17 protein-coding genes and 1 pseudogene are annotated in these 20,437 nt (G+C 44.9%); 7 read left to right on the top strand and 11 right to left on the bottom strand.

The annotated features are described in order from the left end of the window. Positions 1-8: 8 nt before the first annotated feature. The 3 genes from JEZ96_RS04395 (at position 9) to JEZ96_RS04385 (ending at position 2,337) form a co-directional block, all read left to right on the top strand. Positions 9-1,040, top strand: a complete 1,032-nt coding sequence (locus JEZ96_RS04395; RefSeq protein ID WP_128090160.1) for a FecCD family ABC transporter permease — start codon at positions 9-11, stop codon at positions 1,038-1,040. Positions 1,041-1,052: 12 nt separating this feature from the next. Further along, positions 1,053-1,877 (top strand): heme ABC transporter ATP-binding protein, encoded by an 825-nt coding sequence (locus tag JEZ96_RS04390; RefSeq protein WP_011790480.1) that lies wholly within the window; start codon positions 1,053-1,055, stop codon positions 1,875-1,877. A 115-nt stretch (positions 1,878-1,992) separates the two neighbouring features. Further along, the gene (locus tag JEZ96_RS04385; RefSeq protein WP_025008555.1) at positions 1,993-2,337 is read left to right on the top strand and encodes a DUF2956 domain-containing protein; all 345 of its coding nucleotides are present in this window, start codon (positions 1,993-1,995) and stop codon (positions 2,335-2,337) included. Between the two features lie 462 nt (positions 2,338-2,799). On the opposite strand, the gene JEZ96_RS04380 is transcribed toward JEZ96_RS04385, so the two are convergent. The 4 genes and pseudogenes from JEZ96_RS04380 to JEZ96_RS04365 all read right to left on the bottom strand — a co-directional run bounded on the left by JEZ96_RS04380 (position 2,800) and on the right by JEZ96_RS04365 (position 8,135). Next, positions 2,800-3,309 carry an SF0329 family protein gene (locus JEZ96_RS04380; RefSeq protein WP_025008818.1) on the bottom strand — a complete coding sequence of 170 codons (510 nt, stop codon included), beginning with the start codon at positions 3,307-3,309 and terminating at the stop codon, positions 2,800-2,802. A gap of 378 nt (positions 3,310-3,687) precedes the next feature. Then, positions 3,688-4,476 (bottom strand): annotated as a pseudogene (locus JEZ96_RS04375) (transposase); the annotation flags it as partial. A gap of 278 nt (positions 4,477-4,754) precedes the next feature. Continuing rightward, entirely contained in the window at positions 4,755-5,732 is a 978-nt protein-coding gene (locus JEZ96_RS04370) for a hypothetical protein (RefSeq protein ID WP_025008817.1), read from the bottom strand. Between the two features lie 864 nt (positions 5,733-6,596). Continuing rightward, on the bottom strand, positions 6,597-8,135 hold the full coding sequence (locus tag JEZ96_RS04365; RefSeq protein WP_025008816.1) for a M17 family metallopeptidase: 1,539 nt from the start codon (positions 8,133-8,135) through the stop codon (positions 6,597-6,599). Positions 8,136-8,354: 219 nt separating this feature from the next. Here JEZ96_RS04365 and JEZ96_RS04360 point away from each other — a divergent pair, with 219 nt between their 5' ends. The 3 genes from JEZ96_RS04360 to JEZ96_RS04350 all read left to right on the top strand — a co-directional run bounded on the left by JEZ96_RS04360 (position 8,355) and on the right by JEZ96_RS04350 (position 12,353). Then, complete coding sequence (locus JEZ96_RS04360; protein WP_061783027.1) at positions 8,355-9,815, top strand: aminoacyl-histidine dipeptidase; 1,461 nt, start codon at positions 8,355-8,357, stop codon at positions 9,813-9,815. A 241-nt stretch (positions 9,816-10,056) separates the two neighbouring features. Next, positions 10,057-10,611, top strand: a complete 555-nt coding sequence (locus tag JEZ96_RS04355; protein WP_025008815.1) for a cache domain-containing protein — start codon at positions 10,057-10,059, stop codon at positions 10,609-10,611. 95 nt (positions 10,612-10,706) lie between these two features. Next, positions 10,707-12,353, top strand: coding sequence for a methyl-accepting chemotaxis protein (locus JEZ96_RS04350; RefSeq protein WP_025008814.1), 1,647 nt, complete (start codon positions 10,707-10,709; stop codon positions 12,351-12,353). A 103-nt stretch (positions 12,354-12,456) separates the two neighbouring features. Here the strand turns inward: JEZ96_RS04350 and JEZ96_RS04345 are convergent, their stop codons facing one another. Then, a complete protein-coding gene (locus JEZ96_RS04345; RefSeq protein WP_025008813.1) occupies positions 12,457-13,389 on the bottom strand; it encodes a DMT family transporter in 933 nt (310 codons plus the stop codon). A gap of 92 nt (positions 13,390-13,481) precedes the next feature. Between JEZ96_RS04345 and JEZ96_RS04340 the strand changes: the two genes are divergently transcribed. Continuing rightward, a complete protein-coding gene (locus tag JEZ96_RS04340; protein ID WP_025008812.1) occupies positions 13,482-14,381 on the top strand; it encodes a LysR family transcriptional regulator in 900 nt (299 codons plus the stop codon). 42 nt (positions 14,382-14,423) lie between these two features. Here the strand turns inward: JEZ96_RS04340 and dinB are convergent, their stop codons facing one another. The 6 genes from dinB to JEZ96_RS04310 form a co-directional block, all read right to left on the bottom strand. Continuing rightward, positions 14,424-15,500, bottom strand: coding sequence for a DNA polymerase IV (gene dinB / locus JEZ96_RS04335; protein WP_011790489.1), 1,077 nt, complete (start codon positions 15,498-15,500; stop codon positions 14,424-14,426). Between the two features lie 133 nt (positions 15,501-15,633). Then, the gene (locus tag JEZ96_RS04330) at positions 15,634-17,637 is read right to left on the bottom strand and encodes a methyl-accepting chemotaxis protein (RefSeq protein WP_014610006.1); all 2,004 of its coding nucleotides are present in this window, start codon (positions 17,635-17,637) and stop codon (positions 15,634-15,636) included. Positions 17,638-17,932: 295 nt separating this feature from the next. Further along, positions 17,933-18,400, bottom strand: a complete 468-nt coding sequence (gene bfr, locus JEZ96_RS04325; protein WP_011918791.1) for a bacterioferritin — start codon at positions 18,398-18,400, stop codon at positions 17,933-17,935. Positions 18,401-18,409: 9 nt separating this feature from the next. After that, entirely contained in the window at positions 18,410-18,883 is a 474-nt protein-coding gene (gene bfr / locus JEZ96_RS04320; protein WP_011790492.1) for a bacterioferritin, read from the bottom strand. 244 nt (positions 18,884-19,127) lie between these two features. Beyond that, positions 19,128-19,352 carry a (Na+)-NQR maturation NqrM gene (gene nqrM / locus JEZ96_RS04315; protein ID WP_007645837.1) on the bottom strand — a complete coding sequence of 75 codons (225 nt, stop codon included), beginning with the start codon at positions 19,350-19,352 and terminating at the stop codon, positions 19,128-19,130. 11 nt (positions 19,353-19,363) lie between these two features. Next, a complete protein-coding gene (locus JEZ96_RS04310) occupies positions 19,364-20,407 on the bottom strand; it encodes an FAD:protein FMN transferase (RefSeq protein WP_011918790.1) in 1,044 nt (347 codons plus the stop codon). Between the last annotated feature and the right edge of the window lie 30 nt (positions 20,408-20,437).

The following is a 20,437-nucleotide window of genomic DNA, read 5'->3' as shown; positions in this document are numbered from 1 at the left end:
TAGTCGCGATGCAGCTTAATCGCTGGCAAGTAACCCATTGGCTCTGGCTTGGCCTAACCATACTGTTAGGCTTAAGCTGCTTACTCTCAGTGAGCACAGGCCCTGTCAGTATCAGTTTAATCGATGCCCTGCGTGCAGTGGTCAATTGGGCGACCCAGCAGAATATTGGCAATATTGCGCCACATGAACAACTTGTCATCAATAATGTGCGCCTGCCACGGACATTACTGGCATTAGCCGTGGGAGCAATACTTGCCCAATGTGGAGCTGTGATGCAGGGGTTATTCCGTAACCCCTTGGCGGATCCCGGCATTATCGGCGTATCGCCTGGCGCAGCGCTTGGTGCCGCCATTTGTATTGTGCTATTACCCAACACCCATCCCTTAATGATCCCAATAAGTGCCTTTGTTGCTGGCTTAATAACAACGCTTGTTGTCTATCGCCTTGCCAGTAGCCCAACGGGAACCTCAGTCGTGCTCCTATTGCTTTCAGGTGTTGCAATAGCCGCACTGGCTGGAGCGGGGATTGGTGTGCTCACCTACCTTGCAAATGATATGGCATTGAGGGATCTCACCCTCTGGCAAATGGGCTCGATTGCAGGAGCACAATGGATATATGTCAGCCTGTGTGTGGCGACCTTAGTTTTTATCAGTTGGCGATTTTATCAAGATGCGAGGGCGCTAAATGCCTTGCTACTGGGGGAGGCTGAGGCTCGTCATCTTGGGATCGATGTTGATAGGCTCAAACTTAGGTTGATTTTACTCTGCGCACTCGGTGTGGGAGTTAGCGTCGCAGCAACAGGCATTATTGGCTTTATCGGTTTAGTGGTACCTCACTTGGTACGCATGATACTCGGCCCAGATCATAGACAACTCCTCCCGCTCAGCGCACTTTTAGGCGCCACCTTACTGGCACTTGCCGATATTGGTGCCAGAGCGTTTTTACCACCAGCAGAATTACCCGTAGGGCTGGTCACAGCATTGCTTGGCGCGCCTTTCTTTATCTTTTTATTACTGCAACAACGCAGTAAGTTAACCTAAACGAGCCCTTTTATGTTGACTAGCCATCTTTCAGAAACGCGTTATTCCAGCACAGTAGATGCAACGCGTACTCAGTTGAATATTTGCCAGCTAAATGTATCCATTGGACAAAAAGCCGTATTACGGGACATAAATGTGCAATTTCAATCAGGCGCAGTTACGGCATTACTCGGCCCTAATGGTGCAGGAAAATCAACCTTGCTTAAAGCACTTTGCCAAGAAATCAGCACGCCTAGGCAATGCATACAACTCGGTCATAGCCAACTAGTGGATTGGCCAAGGAGCGATCTGGCAAAATCCTTAGCGGTACTGCCACAACACGCGAGTTTAACGTTTCCCTTTAGTGTGACTGAAGTCGTTGCTATGGGGTTATACCCCTTAACTCTCAGTAAAAAAGAAGGGGATATTCTTGTTGAGCAAAAACTAGCTGAAGTCGGTTTAACTCATCTGGCTAAGCGCAGCTATCCAACCCTTTCGGGTGGTGAAAAACAGCGAGTCCAACTCGCCCGCGTGTTAACTCAGCTCAGTCAATCGCCCTTTCCTCCCATACTGTTATTAGATGAACCGACATCGGCATTAGATCTCGCCCAGCAGCATAGAGTGCTTGAGTTAGCGCAAAACTTAGCTCACCAACAAGCCTACACTGTGATAGTAGTACTGCATGACCTAAACCAAGCGGCTCGCTATAGCGACCAATTAATCGTATTAAAACAAGGAGAAATAGTAAGCCAAGGTACACCAACTGAAGCGCTATCGGTAGATATCATTCGAGAAGTATGGGACTACGAGCCTATATATGTCCCCGCCCCACAGGGGGGACATCCACTGATTTTTTAATGAAATCAGGATAATCAACTTACGTTTTTGCAGTCCAATGTGGGTATAATCGCTACGTTTACACTTTTAGCGATAATGTTTTAGCCACCGCCGCGTTAACTTAGGCAGAATCCAGATGAAACCCACTATCTCGACAGAAACCCAGCAAGAAGCAATGATTGCAGCAAAAGCCACCCAAAAACCGGGACAAACCAAAGAGCAAACAAAACTCATCGCCCAAGGGATTGAAAAAGGCATCGCCGAGTATAAAAAGCTTCAAAAAGCCAAAGCTCGTGAACGGGATAAAGCACGTAAACAAGAGTTGAGAGCAAAATCTCGCGCAGTGAATAACATGGATGAACAAGAGGACTCAGAGGAATTATTTGTATCTCAACGTCAATTCACCACCGCCACTTGGGTTGCCATAACACTCTTACTATTAAGTTGGGCAGGGTTTGCCGCGTATTTTTTCAGGGCTTAATGACGAGTTAATTAAGCCTCATTATCTTAGACTGATTAGATTTAAGCTAAGTCATTCGATTAAACATAAACTCACTTTGGGACAGAAGTACTTTAAGAATTTCTGGATAGCACTGCTGAGGATCAAACTTGGTCATTTAATTCTTTAAGTGCTGGCTTATGATGAGCCATGGCATTCGCTCACCGACACGCAGCGAGTCCATCCGTGGATGCTCGACCGCCCCGTCCATGGGGCGGACGGTCGTCTCGCCAATCACCATGGCTCACCTGTTTAACATCGGTGTAGCCTGTTTGTTTTAAAGTAGATATGCGACTTGTTTTTGGACAAAAGTGAGCTAGGTTCTAAGCTCTAACACATAAATTTCGGATAAAAATTTCTATGGGTTAACACCCCAAATGGGAGCACACTAAAATAATAGCAAAGTGAAGGAAGCCTGCATGTTTGTTCGAGCAAGAGTGGTTGTTATGTGCTTACCACTCGAACACCTTCGGATTCTAGACGCACAGTTAGTAGCTTTTTTGCTAAAGAGTGCAACTTAGCTTGATCTATAGATTTTAATCTGCGTTTCCCCAAGCGTTTATCAAGCATAGCAAGTGACTGAATTAAAGGATCTTCAGAAGATATAGACTCATCAATGGTAAGATCGTGCACGAAACTCCAGCAAGCCTCATAAACATCTTGCCTTGATAGTTCACCGTACTCCATTTCGCCGTAAAACTTTTTCTGGTGTGCAGATATATGCTCAGGAACTGGTGAGTCTGTAACCCACCGTCCATCCTTAAAATGGTAATCGCCAGCAGCGCGATTCCAGAATGCTCTTGTACAGAAATTAGCGATAACTTCCTTATCAAGTGTCAGCCAAGCGTGACCACAAGTACAATTACCATATCTTGTGCTGAAAATAGCAACTCTCCCACTAAGGGATTGAGAAAACTTGTCTTCTACCAGCGATTTCAACTTACTCCATTTCACCAATAAAACTCCTTTAAGCACACAGCGTTAAGCACACAACGACAGAATTAAGCCGCGACGCGAAGCGGCGTCTGCTTGAATGAATTGTCAGAGGTAAAAAATCTGACCATCTAAAAAATCTAAAAAATCTAAAAAATCTAAAAAATCTAAAAAATCTAAAAATCTGGCCATCCATTTTAGATCAACAACATAATGCACTTTCGGTTTGTCTACAACTTGTACTAACTAAAATGGAGTAAATGAGAGTCATCAAAAGTTGAAGAGCTAAAGCTAAGGCATGAAAATGAGCTAACTCATTAAAAATGGTGTATTTAAGACATGCTAATCCACCCAATAAAACAAATGGGTAGTGATGGGTTTGGTTAAGCAGGATTACAGTTAGTTGCTGTGAAAGTGCTGACAGCTTGCGGCAAAGTGCCGTCGTCGCTTTTCTAGATGTTCGCAGTAATCAGTGAGTTCTTGCAGCGTACCCACCGGACCGCGAAATAGCTTGCCAAACTCAGTAGTGAGCTTGAGCCAATTGTCATGTGAGATATTTAATCTTGCCAGTAACTTAGCACTATTCTCACTGATTGCCCCACGTTTGTCGCTTCGAATAATTCGGCCTGTATCATCGACCAATTCAAGGTAGTCCGATAATAAAAACGCAATGCCATTGGGCTGGTTGTCGCGCTCATTAACGATAAAAGGCAGTAGATTTTTAGGCTGCTCACCTTTCAATGCGGCCCGAATACGCAGTTGAATACTGGTATGGTCGGATTGTTCTGGTGTATCAGCCAGTTGGGCTCTAATGGGATTCAAATCAACGTAGGCCATGCAGGTTAACATTGCGGCTTCATCGAGTAGAGCTTGATTCTCTATAAAAGAAATAGGTAAATCGCCCTTCCCAGAAACGACCTGTACAGTTATCTTCTTGATTCGTTTGTCTTGCGATGGGTTCGTTGAGGCAGCGCATAAACCAACTGATATCACATAATCGACTGCGATAAATGGCAATTGCATGCCTTAACCTGTTGACCTCATGGCCTCAACCAACTCACCTTTAGCGAATTTTTGTGTTAATTCATCGCCTTTAAACTACTTATGCCACTGCTCAAGTACTTCGTGGTCAGTCCAACGATTCGCGCTGTCGATATCGACCCGCAGCACCACATGGAGATGATTCGACCCTCCCGTTCATTTACAAGAGTGCAAAGGCGGCCACATCAATAGCAAACATGAATTAGGCCACCCAAGTTAAAACAACAACATAATGCACTCTGGGCTTGGCTTCAAGCAACGGAAAGTCACTTAGTCGCAAAAAGACTGACAAGGTATGCTTCAAATGGATGATGATCGACTAAATCGGGCAATTTGATGGAAAAATAGTGATTTTTAGCAAGAGTCACCCAACCCATTGTCTGGTTGGCCGTTTTAAAAGGTAAAGCCGATGAATAGGCTCGAAGTCAGCCAGCTTTGAGGTGCTGGCAGCAAGACGCAAAGTGCCGTCGTCGCTTCTCTAAATGCTCACAGTAATCGGTAAGTTCTTGCAATGTTCCCACAGGGCCATGAAACAACTTGCCAAACTCTGTGGTGAGCTTGAGCCAGTTGTCTTGTTGGATATTCAAACTCGTCAGTAGCTTAGCGCTATTGTCACTGATAGCACCACATCTGTCATTTCGAATAATTCGACCTGTATCCTCCACCAATTGAAGATAATCTACTAATGAAAACGCAATGCCATTGGGCTGGTTTTCGCGTTCATTACCAATAAAAGGCAGTAGATTTTTGGGCTGCTCACCTTTCAATGCTGCCCGAATACGCAGTTGAATACTGGTGTGATCTGATTGCTCCAGTGTATTGGCCATTTTAGCTCTGATAGGATTCAAATCAACATACGCCATACAGGCTAAAACTGCGGTCTCATCGAGTAAGGCCTGCGATTTAAAACGGCCTTCCCAGAAACGACCTGTACAGTTATCTTCTTGATTTGCTTGCCTTGCTATCGGCTCATTTAAGCAACGCATGAACCAACTGATGTCACATAAACGGCTTCGATACGTCGCGATGCTATGTTTTAATCTGTTGACCTCATGGGCCTCGACCAACTCACCTTTAGCGAATTTTTGCGTTAATTCATTGCCTTTAAATAACTTATGCCATTGCTCAAGCACCTCCCTATCGCTCCAGCGGTTTGCTGTCTCTACATCAATGCGTAAAACCACATGTAGATGATTGGACATCACCGCAAAGGCAACCACATCTATCGCAAAAATCGCTTCAAGTTTAAACAATAACGACTCAACCCAAGCTCGGCGATGGTCATAGTTTTTACCTGAGTAATCATCATCGCCACATAAAAAAGCACGTCGAACGACACGACTGCAACAATGGTAGAAAGGCGTGTCCTCAACACTGATCTGAGTTCTTCTTGGGCGCGGCATAGCAAATCCTCCCATCAACACTTTTACTGAGTCTAGTAGAGGATCCTAAATCATGCGATTTACCATGGGTGGCTCGATTTTACCCGATTTTAGCTTGTGACCGTTGGTGGCATGGATGCCGCCGTCGAGCCTATAGGGATAGTTTTTTAAAATGAAAGGACGATGGATCACTAGTAAATAGTAACAATTAATCCAGCACAACAAACGACAGGCAAAAAAAAGCCTGCTCAATGAGCAGGCAAAGACATATTTCAAGCGTCCCTTTCGGGGAAGTACATTACCGCGCTAGCGGGAAAAACCTGGCATACCCATGCAAAAACACCGATATGCTACTTGAGTCTAAACACGCCAAAAAAGGCGATACAAAGGTTGATGGATGATGGAAACTTACACTTTAAGGAGGGTTAGGCCTTAAAGCTCATGGCGAATAAACCGCCACGCAAAACATCAGTGTTAAACCAAGTGTTTTGCCAATAAAAATGGTTGTTGCCTGTATAAGACATAGTCAATGCTCCTAAATTAGTTGTGATTAAGTACTCTAGTGAAGCTTGGCTCGGTTCCTTGGAACTAGAGATTCTCAAATCCGTTGAGACGACTTGTCACTCGGGTCCTTGGAGAAAAATATCCATCCTGGATAGACTAGAGAGGAAAGACGTAGTGCCTAATCCACGGAAGCAATTATATGGTTTTGTAGTTTTATTACAACCTTTATTTGTATTTTTTTTCATTAAGGCTTTTTAATGTAATTAAATTACACAATTATACTGGGGTTAATGGCGATCTGCTTCACATAAAAACAGAAATAATCCTGTAACCACCTAATAAGTAAAATATTACAGAATTATTTCTATTTGTTGCGACCCGTTATCGATTGATCACATATTGATACAGCGCCACGAGTGGACTGGCCGTCGGTTTACCATACAGCGGATCCCCTTCGGTCGCACTGCCGGCAATATCTAAGTGAGTATAAGCTAAGGGAATAGGTGCATTTATCCCGTGATCAAATAGCCCCGACGCCTTCAATAAAAACGCTGCAGGATATTGATGTCCACGGGCTGTCACCGATGACGGCGCATTATTGGAAGATAAGATGTCAGCAGCGCCAGAGACATCGCGGATTTTGGCAAAATCTTCACGGCGTAAGGTCGACACTTCGAAGGGTTCGCCCCACTGACTCGCCTGCTGTTGTAAAGTCATGGCACATTGCTGCAAACTTGCTACTGAGTTTTCTACCGCCGCGGGATAACCGCCATAACAACGCACAACATGGCCTGTGAGTGTTGCAACCGAAAATAGTTCAGGCTGCACCGCCGACACGGCTTTAATCCGTAAATGGCTCAGTAAATCCGCCAGCACTAAACGCCCTTCGGCATCCGTATTACCAATGCGTACCCGTACGCCTGCATGGCTCGTAATAATTTCATCGGTCACAAAGGCTTCGCTGCCTATGCTGTTACGCACTAAGCCCAACTCGGCAATCACTCGAATACCTTTAGGTTTAAGCATTGATAGGGTTTTAAATAGCCCCGCCACGGCAGAAGCGCCGCCTTTATCGCGACTCATGCCCGCCATAGCACCACCGACTTTCAGATCGGCACCGCCCGTATCGTAAATCACACCCTTACCCGCAAACAAGAAAGTGCGAGTCACCTTCCCTTCTGGCTGATATTCTAATTTAACCACGCGAGGTTGATGACGACTAACGGCAAAAGAAGAACGTGCCACAGCACTGAGCAGCGGATAATCACGCTCTAAAATATCTCTATCTTCCACTACCGAAGTTTTGATCACGCTGCCTTTAAAGGATTGCAGGCAATAATCGGCAAAGGCTTTAGCCGACATACGCTCTGGCTCAGTACCACATAAATCCCGCGCTAATACCCGCCCTGCTTCTAAGGCATTGAGTAAATTGCTGTTATGGGTTGCTGAAGATAATAGGCCTATGGCCTCAAATGCCGGCATTAAGCCCGTCGCCTCACGCAGTTCTAAGGTTTGCCATAATTCTTGACCGCAAGCTAACGCCGCGACTTCAGAGGCAAAACCAAAACGCGCGTCCTTCGATGGCACCACATAGAGCAGCGGACGTTGTGCGCCTGCCTCTTTTGCAATGGCAATCGCCGCTCTTGCAGCATCGGCGTACACTCGCACATCAACATACTCATCGCTCACTTGGGTAATAGGCGCGATAATTAAGCGACCTCCCGCCAGCCCTGGGGCAAACAGTAATGTCGGGCTCTTACCGACACGTTTATCCACATGGGCACCGTGCTGAGCCAATAAGCCTATCTCATCAAAACCGATAGAATCCAGATCGGGCGTCACCACCACAACTGCATCCCAGCCTTCACCATCAAAAATGGCACTTTCTGCTTTTACATCAACGAAGTTAACTTGAAACATGACCCATCCTTTTTCATTATTGTGCCTGCATTATTCCCGCTCTATCGCCTAATTACCAATCTAAAAATGGTATCGACACTCCCAGAAAAAGCCGAACTGGCAACTTTGGCTGCCAGCTCAGCAAAAGCCTGTGACGCTGTGATTATTTGGCTGCACAGAATGTGCTAGAATGGCCGCAAATTTGCCCTATACCCACAAGACCTTATGAGGGACACTCAAGTGACAGCCTTAAGTCAGTTATACCCACAACCATTATGGCAATGGTTTGAACAGATCTGCGCGATTCCCCACCCTTCTAAACACGAGCAAGCCTTAAGCCAGCACATCCAAGCGTGGGCTAAAGATAAGCAACTCGCCGTAGTCGAAGATGCCGTTGGCAACTTAATCATCCGTAAACCTGCGACGCCCGGTATGGAAAATCGTAAGACCGTGGTAATTCAAGCCCATATCGATATGGTGCCACAGAAGAATGCCGATAAAGTGCATGACTTTACTAAAGATCCTATCGAAGCCTATGTGGATGGCGACTGGGTTAAAGCCAAAGGCACCACCTTAGGTGCCGACAACGGTATTGGTATGGCATCGGCTTTAGCCATTTTAGGCTCAGATGATATCAAACACGGCCCATTAGAAGTGCTGCTGACGATAGATGAAGAAGCAGGCATGACAGGTGCTTTTGGTTTACAAGCGGGTATGTTAGATGCGGAGATCCTCATCAATACCGATTCAGAGCAAGAAGGTGAAATCTATATGGGCTGCGCCGGTGGCGTCGATGCTCAAATCACCCTGCCTATGGTGTGGCAAGCGTCTGAGCAAAGTTACTCGGCCTTTAGCCTACACTTATCAGGCTTAAAAGGGGGTCACTCTGGGGTGAACATTCACTTAGGTCGTGGCAATGCCAACAAACTATTGGCCCGTTTTCTGTTTGAAAATGCCGATGAGTTAGCGTTAGAACTCACCCAATTTAGCGGCGGTTCACTGCGTAATGCTATTCCACGGGAAGCCAATATCAGCTTTATGTTGCCAGAAGAAAACGTCAGCGCCTTAAACGAAAAAGTCGCAGAGTTTGAAGCGCTTATCCGTACCGAATTAGCCATTGCCGACCCAGATATGCGTTTAGTGTTAAACACTATCCCAACGCCCAAACGCGTCATGAGCGAAAACAGCCAAAATACCCTGATCGATTTGCTGCATGTGTGCCCAAATGGCGTGATCCGCATGAGTGATGAAGTTGAAGGTGTGGTTGAAACTTCACTCAACGTAGGTGTTATCAGTACAGACGATGAACAAGTCACTATCCTGTGCCTTATCCGCTCACTGATCGATTCTGGTCGCACTCAGGTCGAAGGTATGTTAACTGCGTTAACTAACTTAGCCGGAGCCGATATTGATTTAAGCGGCGCTTACCCAGGTTGGAAACCAGATAACAGTTCACCTGTAATGGCGATAGTACGTGAAACCTATCAAGACATTTACCACAAAGAGCCTGTGATTATGGTGATCCATGCGGGCCTCGAGTGCGGTCTATTCAAGAAACCCTATCCAGAAATGGACATGGTCTCGATTGGCCCCACCATTCGCTATCCACACGGCCCAGACGAAATGGTAAATATCACCACTGTCGGCCAATATTGGACATTGCTACTGGCAGTGTTAGAGCGAATCCCAGTTAAAGCTTAGCGATTATCATTAATCGATTCACCCCAATCGAAGGGCCATATCTGCAAAACTCAGATATGGCCTTATTTTTATCACTGATTTAATTTATCCAATTACCGCAGATAAAATTTTCTGCAAATAAGCCGAGTAACTTGAATTTTCTACTATAGTTGTTCTATCTGACCCGAATCATTTCTTGCTTTTCCCCTTTAAGAGATAACGACTTCCCCCTTACATACAATGAGCTTAAGGAATAGAGATCATGAAACTTGCTAAAATATTGTCAGCCGCCGCACTAGTGCTCAGCAGTAATTTCAGTTTTGCCGAAGAAGTCCCCCAAGCCGTTATTGACCTAGCCGATTCACTGATGCCATTGGGCAGAGAAGTGGTATTGGTGAATGCCGTTAAAGCACAAAATGCCCAAGATAAAAGTTTAGAGTCAATCAAAACATTAGATGAAAAATGGATTGCCACCGAAGGTATTGATGACTTTATGTCATCATTAATGAACAACGAAGCGGCAAAATTTCTCACCACTTACGAAGCAAGTAAACCTTACTACCAAGAAATTTTCCTGATGGACAACCAAGGTGCTAACGTCGCTATGACCAGTAAAACATCAGACTACTGGCAGGGTGATGAGGATAAATGGCAAAAATCCTTCGCAGATGGCAAAGGGGATAAACACATAGGTCCAGTCAAATTTGACACTAGCTCCCAAGCCTATCTGGTGCAAATTTCGGTTCCCGTTATGGATGGAGATACTGCAATAGGTGCCATCACAATTGGGATTAACTTAGATCAATTTGGACTCTAATCACCAAAGTGCGCTAATGATGGGCCGTATATACTCACCTTTTAAAGGTTATCGCGGCCCTCGTATTTCAATGTCTCAATCAAGGAAGTGTGACAATGGAATGGTATAAAGATCTTTCCGTTAATCAGAAATTGACTTACCCAAGTTTACTACTCGCTGGCGTAGTCATCTTCGCCTCCGCAACAGGCATCTTAGGGCTTAAAGCATTAAATAACAGCGCAAACACACTGGCACTGGAATTCCTACCTAGCCAATTTGAACTGCTACAGGCAGACAAAGAGCTGTACCAAGCTCAAGTAGCCGAACGTAGCTTGATGTTCGTTGAGGTGGGTTCAGACTCATACAATAATTTGTTGAAACAGCACACTAACAGTATCTCTCTCGTAAAAGAGCACCTTAATAAATTTGCCGATGTGACCACAAGTTCCCTCGCGAAAGAGACACTCAATGAATTACACCGCCGTTTTGAACTTTGGCGAAACACCACCACAGAAATAAGCACTCAGCGCACCCAAAATGGTCGTAATGGCCGAACCACCGCCATAGATCTGAGCTTCGGCCAAGCCGCTACTCAATTCGAGCAACTGCGTCAAACTATCAATCAATTAATTGATGACTTAAATAGCAATACTACCGCAGCAGTAACCCAAGTGAATGATGATGCCAACTATGGGCAGCAGATGCAGTTAATTGCCTTAACTATTAGTATCCTGATCTGCATTCTCTTTATCGTTACGCTGCCCAAACTCATCAGTAAACCGCTCGCTGTACTGCTGGCAAAAATTCACGACATTACTGATGGCGATGGCGATTTAACTGAACGAATTCACTTAGCCTCTAAGGACGAACTGGGTGAACTCGCCAAGGCATTCAATCATTTCCTCGATAACTTACACGGCATTATCGCGCAATTTAAACAATCTACATCAGCGCTTAATATCGCCGCAGAAGGATTGGCTAAAACCAGCGCAAGAGCAAAACACACCTTAATGGATCAGCAGGCATCCACACACAGAGTTGCCGATGCCAGCGATCATATTGCAGCCTCAGTACAAGAAGTGTCGGTTAGCGCTGGTCATGCGGCTGATGCAGCAAAGCAAGCAGATGTGTTTACCGCCGATGGTCAAGAGAGGGTCAAAAAAACTATCGATGTTATCCGTGAACTCGCAGAAGATGTAAGTTCTGCAGAAATACAGATCAATAAACTCGAACAGGAGGGCCAACATATCGGCCGCGTACTCGAGGTAATCCAAGCCATTGCCGAACAAACTAATCTTTTAGCTCTTAATGCAGCAATTGAAGCTGCGCGAGCTGGCGAGCAAGGCCGTGGTTTTGCAGTGGTTGCCGATGAAGTTCGCTCCCTTGCCTCCAAGACCCACCAATCTACCGAAGAAATAAAATTGATGATCGCCAATGTGCAAAATGGCACGCAAAGCGCTGTAGCCGCAATTAATATCGGTAATGAAAAAGCCATTTCGAGTGTAGAAGCGGCCAGTAATGCTGGCGAAGCCCTCGCTCATATTGCCGAAATGGTCAGTCAAATTAGTGACATGAATAATCAAATTGCCCTCGCAGCCAAAGCACAAACCACGATGGCGAATGAAAGCCATCAAAATATTCAACATATTGCCGAACAATCAGAAGACAGTTTACGAACCACAGATGAAATCTATGCTGCAAGCGTACAACTCTCATCAATGGCGAGTAACCTTACGGCTCTGGTCAGTCGTTTTAAACTGTAAGTTATTGAAAATAAAAACTGCAACTAATTGATATGTTGAAATTTTTATCTAACGAATAAGAGGGGCCACCCTGTCACAAATTATGTGCCCTTATTTTAATCGATTAACAACGCTTAACCACTAAGCCCCTTGTTGCACGTAGATTAACCAGCATAGGTAACATCAACGCGAGGATCACTATCGCCATACCCACCAATTGAATTTCCGTCACCGCCTGCCCCATAGCTAAAGCGGTTAATGCAGCAAAGACAGGCACTAGATTGAAAAAGACCGATGCCTTAGCGGGGCCAAGCGCTTTAACGCCGTTAATCCAAAACAGATAACCGAGCACAGTGGCGAACAAACCTATGTAGAGCACGCTAGACAAAGCCGTCGTCGACAGTCCCATCAACTCCTGCCAAGGGTGAAACTCACCACGACCAAGCCCAACCACGGACATAGATACACTTGCCGCAATCATACTCAGCAAGGTAAATGGCAGCACTGGTAACCAATGCCCAACCCGTTGCGAACAGATAGTATAACCACTCCAAGCGAACATCCCCGCAGCAACCATCAAGTCACCTTGGTTAACACTAAAATTGAGCAATTGCTGCAAACTGCCGTTAGTGATAACCAGTAGCACGCCAGCCAAACCACCCACTAAGCTAAACACTTGTTGCCTGCTGAGCCATTCACGTTGCAATAGTGCGTTGACGATTGAAGTCACCAGCGGGCTGAGTGCCATAATCAAGGCGCCATTGGCCGCAGAGGTGTGTTGTAGACCATTAAATAAGGCGAGGTTTAAACCACCAACACCAATCACGCCCACCAACGCGATGACTGTGTATTGCCCCAAGCTCAATTTGGGCCAAGCTTGACGCGTAAAAGCGATATATAACGCCAGCGTGACTGCGGCGATAGTAAACCGCCAGAAAACGAGGGATTCTCCCGACATCTCCTCCAGCACTCGCTTAGCAATGGGAAACACACTGCCCCAGCTAAAAACACAAATCAGTAGACAAACGAATGTCAGGTAAGGGGTATGGGATTTCATATCTGCCTCTTGGGAGGGAATTGGGATTGAGCTTAGTTTATAAGTTTCATATATTATTAAAACCAGCAAGATTGAGAGCTTAAATTCCAAATATGAAACTTAATTATTCCCTAGACGATATGCGTTTATTTTGGGTTGTGGCACAGCAGGGCAGTTTTAAGCTCGCGGCTGAGCATTTAGGTATTCCACCGTCTACCTTAAGTCGTCGAATCAATCTATTAGAACAGTCTTTAGGGTTGCGCTTACTGCACCGAGACGCCCATAGGGTAAATCTTACCGCCACAGGTCAGCGTTATCTCGAACGTTGCGGCCCACTGTTTATCGAGTTAAACCAAGTATCGGGTGAGCTGCATGCGGATAAACATCAAGCGGTTGGAAAACTGCGGATCTCGGCGCCCATCAACACCACCTACCTTTGGTTGGGGGAATCACTCAACGCCTTTCAATTACGCTATCCTAATATCGATATCGATTTAAGCCTGTCGAATATGAATATCGATGTGAGTGAAAACGCGATTGATATCGCCTTTCGGGTTGGCGAACCTAAAGATCCTGATTGGATTGCAAGGCCACTCACTACCATTAGCTTTGTCCTTTGCGCCAGTAGTTCGGCAACGCAATGGCATTCTCTGCAATCTATAGAGGAGCTCGAACAACATCCGGTTATTATCGCAAAACCAGCTAAAACATGGCGCTTACAGCATAATATCACTAGGCAAGATTTCGAATTTGAGCCAAGGAGTAATATCAAACTAGCCGTCGATGATATGGCTATCGCCAGTCAAGCTGTGATGGCAGGGCTCGGTATTGGACTATTACCAATTAGCATGGCGAGTGAACGAATACAAAGCGGCAAGCTTATTCAAATACTGCCCGAGTGGAAAGGTGCTCCGCGTACCGCTTACTTGATGTATCGCGATCGCGATAATCTTCCTCTACGGGTTAGGCTCTTGATTGATTTTATGCTGGAAAACCCACCCTCAGCTTATTAAGCGATTCGAGTTGGTGATGAAATTGATCGACTCAATAAATGCCTAGAGCGCTAAATCAAGCTGAGTCTGGGTGTTTAATGTTGATGCGACATAAAGTGTTGAATCGGCTAATCCTACAGAAATACCCACAAGCCGGATCCCCCGAGCATCCTGCCTAGCTAATGCCTGAGTAAGAAGATCATAAAACAGGTTCACAGAAACCTCCTCAGTGCGATGCTCTATGGTGGTTTGTTTAAAATCGCTAAATTTAAGTTTAACGACTTGCTTATGGATCTTTCGATCCTTAGCGCTGCGGCTTAAACGCAACGCCAACTCTTGGATTAATCCCGGCATCACTTGCTGGCACTGTTCTAAGGTATAAATATCCTTGGCGAGAGTGGTCTCAACGCCAACGGACTTACGCTCACGATCGATGGAAATTCCCCGTCCGTCAATGCCATGGGCGCGCTCAATTAGCACTGCACCCAATTTACCAAAACGGGAGAGCAACTCTTGTTTTGAATAAACCTGCACATCACCACAAGTGTTTAACCCAAGGGATGTTAACTTTTCAGCGGTGACTTTACCCACTCCGGGAATTTTACGTAGCGATAAGGTCTTAACAAACTCAGGAAGCATCTCTGGTGTGATCACATATTGCCCGTTAGGCTTATTCAGATCCGAGGCAACCTTTGCCAAAAACTTCACTGGTGCTATCCCCGCCGAAGCCGTTAAACCCGTTTCGGCTAAGATATCACGGCGAATAGCCTCAGCAATTAAGGTTGCAGAACCCTTATATTGTTGGCACTCACTCACATCTAAATAGGCTTCATCTAAGGAAAGCGGTTCAATCAATGGCGTGTAGCGGGAGAAGATTTCACGAATGTGTAGCGATACTTCTTTGTAAACCTGCATCCGACCGGGAACCAAAATAAGATTGGGACACAGCTTAAAGGCATAGGAAGTCGCCATCGCCGAACGTACCCCAAATTTACGCGCCTCGTAACTACAAGTGCTGATCACACCGCGACGTTCACGACTGCCACCCACGGCTAAAGGCTTGCCACGGTACTCGGGAAAGTCACGCATTTCTACTGCTGCAAAATAGCAGTCCATATCGATGTGAATAATTTTTCGCACGTTGAATTCCTCCAACGTCAAAATACTGTATATAAAACCAGTAATCAAGTGCTCTATACACACTTATTCTCTTACCCACAGATAAAACAAAAGGAGCCGAAGCTCCTTTTATTGATGACGCGTCTACCTGAGATCAGATTTTGAATTGCCCAATATTTAAGGTGAGTTTACGGGTTACATGTTCAAAGCCCTGTAGACTTTGCGATAGATCTTGGCTGGATAACAAAGATTGATCCGATAAACCACGAACATTCTCAACGTTTTGCGCCACTTCCTCGGCGACTACCGCCTGTTGACCAATTGCCACGGTAATTTCTACGGTTTGTTGCTGAATAGACACAATGGCATTTGCGATATCATTTAATGCTTGCTCCACTTGAGTCGTCAGATCCTGACCTGCTTTTGCCTGCTCAACGCCAGACTCCATCACTTGTTCTGCCTGTAATGCACTTTGTTGTAATGTCTGAATAATGCCCTGAATATTAGCGGTAGAATCTTGGGTTCGCGATGCCAACGTACGCACTTCATCTGCCACCACAGCAAAGCCACGGCCTTGTTCACCCGCACGGGCCGCTTCGATAGCCGCATTGAGCGCCAGTAGATTAGTTTGCTCGGCAATATGACGAATAACACTCAATACCTCACCGATTTGTTCTGAGCTATTACGTAAGTGTTTAATCACTTTTGCAGCCTCAATAACTTGCAGAGATAGCGCTTTCATCCCTTCTGTCGCACGTGAAACAATCTGAGTACCATCGTGGGCTTGTGTTTGTGCTTTCTGTGCAAAATCATTTGCTCTTTGGGCACTCACCGCCATCTCTTGGCTCGTCTGTGCCATTTGTGTCGCTGCGGTTGCCACAGAATCGATTTGCTGTTTCTGAGATGACACTGAAGATACGGCTAATTCACACACTTGCCGAGCATCTTCCACCCCTGTACCGACTTCCTGCGTTAGCGTGCGGGTATGCAATAACATATGCTGAACTTTTTCAGCAAAGCGGTTAAAGGCATCACCCAGTTTGCCTAATTCATCTTCTCGATCCATTAGAATACGTTGAGAAAGATCGCTATCACCTTCAGCAATATCCTCCATCGCATCCAATAGCTTAGATAACTGACGTCTAAAGGGCAGCAACATTAACCAAACCGTTATTCCGACTAACAGCATAATGCCGATAGCAACTAAACACGCATTCCAAAAGGCCGCTGTCACAGGCGCTTCTATTACCTCATGGGGTAACATAAAGGCTAGGTGCCATTTTTGCTTAGGATAATCCCCTCCGACAGATACAAAAGTGACTCTCTGTGGCACGCCATTAAACGTCACTTCAGCAAAGCCTTGCGCTTCCCGTTGCATCTGTTGTCTTAGTAAGGCGAATCCAGACGTATTTTCAAACTGACTGTCGACTTGACTAGCTAAAGAACCCGGTGGAAAACGCTCAGAAAATCCAGGGAAATAAACCAGCTTGCCGTCATCGGTCATCAGGAAAGCTTGACCAAAATTGCGATATTTGATCGGTGCTAACAGGGATTTACCAATGGTATCGATCAAAATATCCATACCACCGATACCAATCAATTCACCATTTGCCCCATAGACAGGAGTTTTAACCGTCGCAGAGATAGAGCCATCGTTAGCATCCACGGCAGGATCGCCCACAAAGAGTCCACGTTGGTCGATAGCCTCCTGCCACCAAGGTCGTTTATTAGTGTAGTAATTGGGGTCGCCATCGAAACGACCATTGAGATCAAAATATTCAAACGTATTAGCCGAACCAAAAAATACGGATTTTATATCGGGATCGCGCTCAGAAAAGGATTTGAAATAACGAATAATATTTTGATATTGGCTATCAGCGGCAAGATTGCTGCCACGGGCATGATACTGGCTAAACCAACTCACCAAACCCGGTTCAGCAAATATGGAGTGGATGACCTGACCCTTAGCAATAAAATATCCACTGATTTCATTGGCTTTTAATGCAACAAGTGCCGAAATATCCTCATCGACTTGCTTACGAGTATTATTACTTTCTTTCGTTACCAACAAAACGGCAACTAAGGTAAGGAGTACTGCTAAGGCGCTGACAATCGTCACAACCAACTGCAAACTTAGAGAACGTTTTATATATCCCATCTATATCCCCGTCAGACTGACAACATTTAACAATATAAGGCGTAAAAACAGTTTTACACGTTAACAATTTTTACGGGGCAACAACAGATGAAATTCATATAAAAAACGTAAACAACTATTTGTAAAGAAAGGACATTACACATATAACAGAATTAGCTGAATTTAATAAAGATGGCAGAGGATGAATTTGTGAGGGCGGATTTTTATAGTTAGATAGACTGTATAAAAGATTAAGTATATGTACAAAAGTAGAAATAAGATCAGCGAGGCAAACCCGCTGATCTTCATGTAGACGTTACATCTTAGTTTGCAGATAGTTTTGCAGTCCAACACGGTCAATAAGTCCAAGTTGTTTTTCGAGCCAATACATATGATCAGACTCAGTATCGTCAAGCAACACTTCAAGTATTTCTCGAGTCTGGTAATCTTGCTTCTGCTCACATAGGGCAATCACTTTACGTAAATCATCCGCGACCTTGTATTCGTAGGCGAGATCATTACGTAGCATTTCTTCTACATCTTTACCTATATTCAATGCCTCACGGGCAGCAACATTAGGCGTACCTTCGAGGAATAAAATACGCTGCACGAGTTTTGCTGCATGGGCTTTCTCATCATCTGACTCATGGGCGATACGTTCATAGAGTTCATTCAAGCCCCAATCTTCGTACATATGGGCATGGACAAAATACTGATCCATTGCCGAGAGTTCTCCCGTTAGGAGTCGATTTAACGCATCGATGACATCTTTATCGCCTTTCATATTTCGCTCCTATGATTCACTGATTTGTGATTGCAGATAATTTTGGATACCCGTTAACGAGATCAACTCCTGCTGAGACTCGAGCCAATCTAAATGCTCTTCTTCATCTTCAAGAATATCTTCTAATAAATCTCGGCTCACATAGTCTTGCTCAGCTTCACACAGGGTAATGGCATCACGTAGCAGCGTTAACTGCTCTTGCACCATCGCATAATCACAATCGAGCATTTCTTGGCTGTGCTCACCGATGCGCAATTTTTCAAGTTGCTGCAGATTGGGCAATCCTTCCAGAAACAACACGCGTTCAATAAGCTTATCGGCGTGCTTCATATCCTGAATAGATTTTTTATATTCGACGTGGTTTAGCTTCTCAAAACCCCAATGCTTAAACATTCTGGCATGGAGAAAATATTGGTTGATGGCCGTCAACTCACAGGTAAGCACCCGATTCAGTTGTCCCACCACTTTTGGATGACCTTTCATAAGTTACGATCCTTGGTAAACGTGAAAAGATTGATCTAAATCAAGCTTCTAGCCTAGTACAGTTTAGCTGCAAACTCAAATTATCTTTATATTTCATCTATTTAATTATAAAAACCATTCTCATTTCCGCTTAGATTAACGTCCTATCCCACTCAAATACCAAGGATAAATCTCAAATGAGTAATAAAATATAAGCAAAAAAATAGCCTCCGATGTAGGGAGGCTATTGTCGATTCGAGATGTTCTAAATAATCCGGTCTTTCGTTAACTTCTCACGGCGAGCTTCTTCAGCCGCCATTCGACGCTTACGTTTGTCACAGGGATCATCACAATCACAGGCTTTTTCAATCCCTAATACACCTAAACCGCCACAACTTCCCTCAACGGCTTTGCGCTTGATAAGATAACCTATCGACATCAGCAAAAAGAACAGTAATAAAATCACAAATGCCGCGATAAAAGTGCTCATGTTAACTCCAACTACTTAAGGAAAGGCTTGAAGGCGTCACTGTAGTAAACTTTAAATCCTTCGCCTTGCTTTTCTATTAGCATTATCGCCAAGTGTTCTTTCTTGGCAAGCTCCAATGATGCTTCTGTACCCAAAACAATCATTGCCGTCGCAAAACCGTCCGCGGTCATACAATCTTTATGCAAAACGGTCACAGAGGCTAGCTTATGATTAACAGGTAAACCAGTGCGGGGATCAATAATATGGGTAAAACGTTGGCCATCTTCCTCGTAGTAATTACGATAATCACCAGAGGTCGCCATTGCCATAGTGCCTGGCTCAATCACCTGTTGTACTGCCACACCCTCATCGGTTGGCTGCTCTATAGCCACGCGCCAAGAGCTACCATCTCCCTTGGTTCCTTTAATACTCAGCTCGCCGCCAATTTCCACTAGATAACCGCTAGCATGATATTTATCTAAAATAGAAGCCACTTTATCAACACCAAAGCCTTTAGCTATCGATGAAAGATCAACATATAAATGGGCATTGTGCTTTCTTAAACGGTTACCTTCAACAGAGAGTTCACTAATTCCCGTTTTCGCTTTCGCTGCATCAATATCAGCTTGAGTGGGGACTTTAGTGGGGCGCTTGTCTGGCCCAAATCCCCACAGATTAACCAAAGGACCTAAGGTAATATCAAGTGCCTTATCCGTCACTTGATATAAACGTATTCCCTCTTGCACCACTTTAATGGTATCTGGTGAGACTTCAACGCTTTGTTCTAATGGCAATTGGTTGAAACGGGATAATTCTGAATGAGGTCGATACGTCGACATCTGGTCATTGACTAGCTCAAGGGCTAAATCAATTTCCGCTTGAAGTAACTGCGCCGTTGGCATCTGCTCATTCGGGACGACTTTAATATGATAAGTCGTGCCCATAGTACTGCCAGCTAACGAAATGACTTCATTTTGCTTTGAACAGGCTGAAACAAAAAAGGCCAGCCCTACGAGGACTAGCCAGTTCACTGAATACTTTAATGCTGAGGTATTGATCTTTAAGGTCTGAAACATAGTGACCTACTACTCTTATTTGTGCCCTTA

The sequence above is a fragment of the Shewanella putrefaciens genome, from assembly GCF_016406325.1.
Lineage (GTDB): Bacteria > Pseudomonadota > Gammaproteobacteria > Enterobacterales > Shewanellaceae > Shewanella > Shewanella putrefaciens.
Note: the sequence above shows the minus strand (reverse complement) of the source record. Positions and strands in the feature narration are given on the sequence as shown.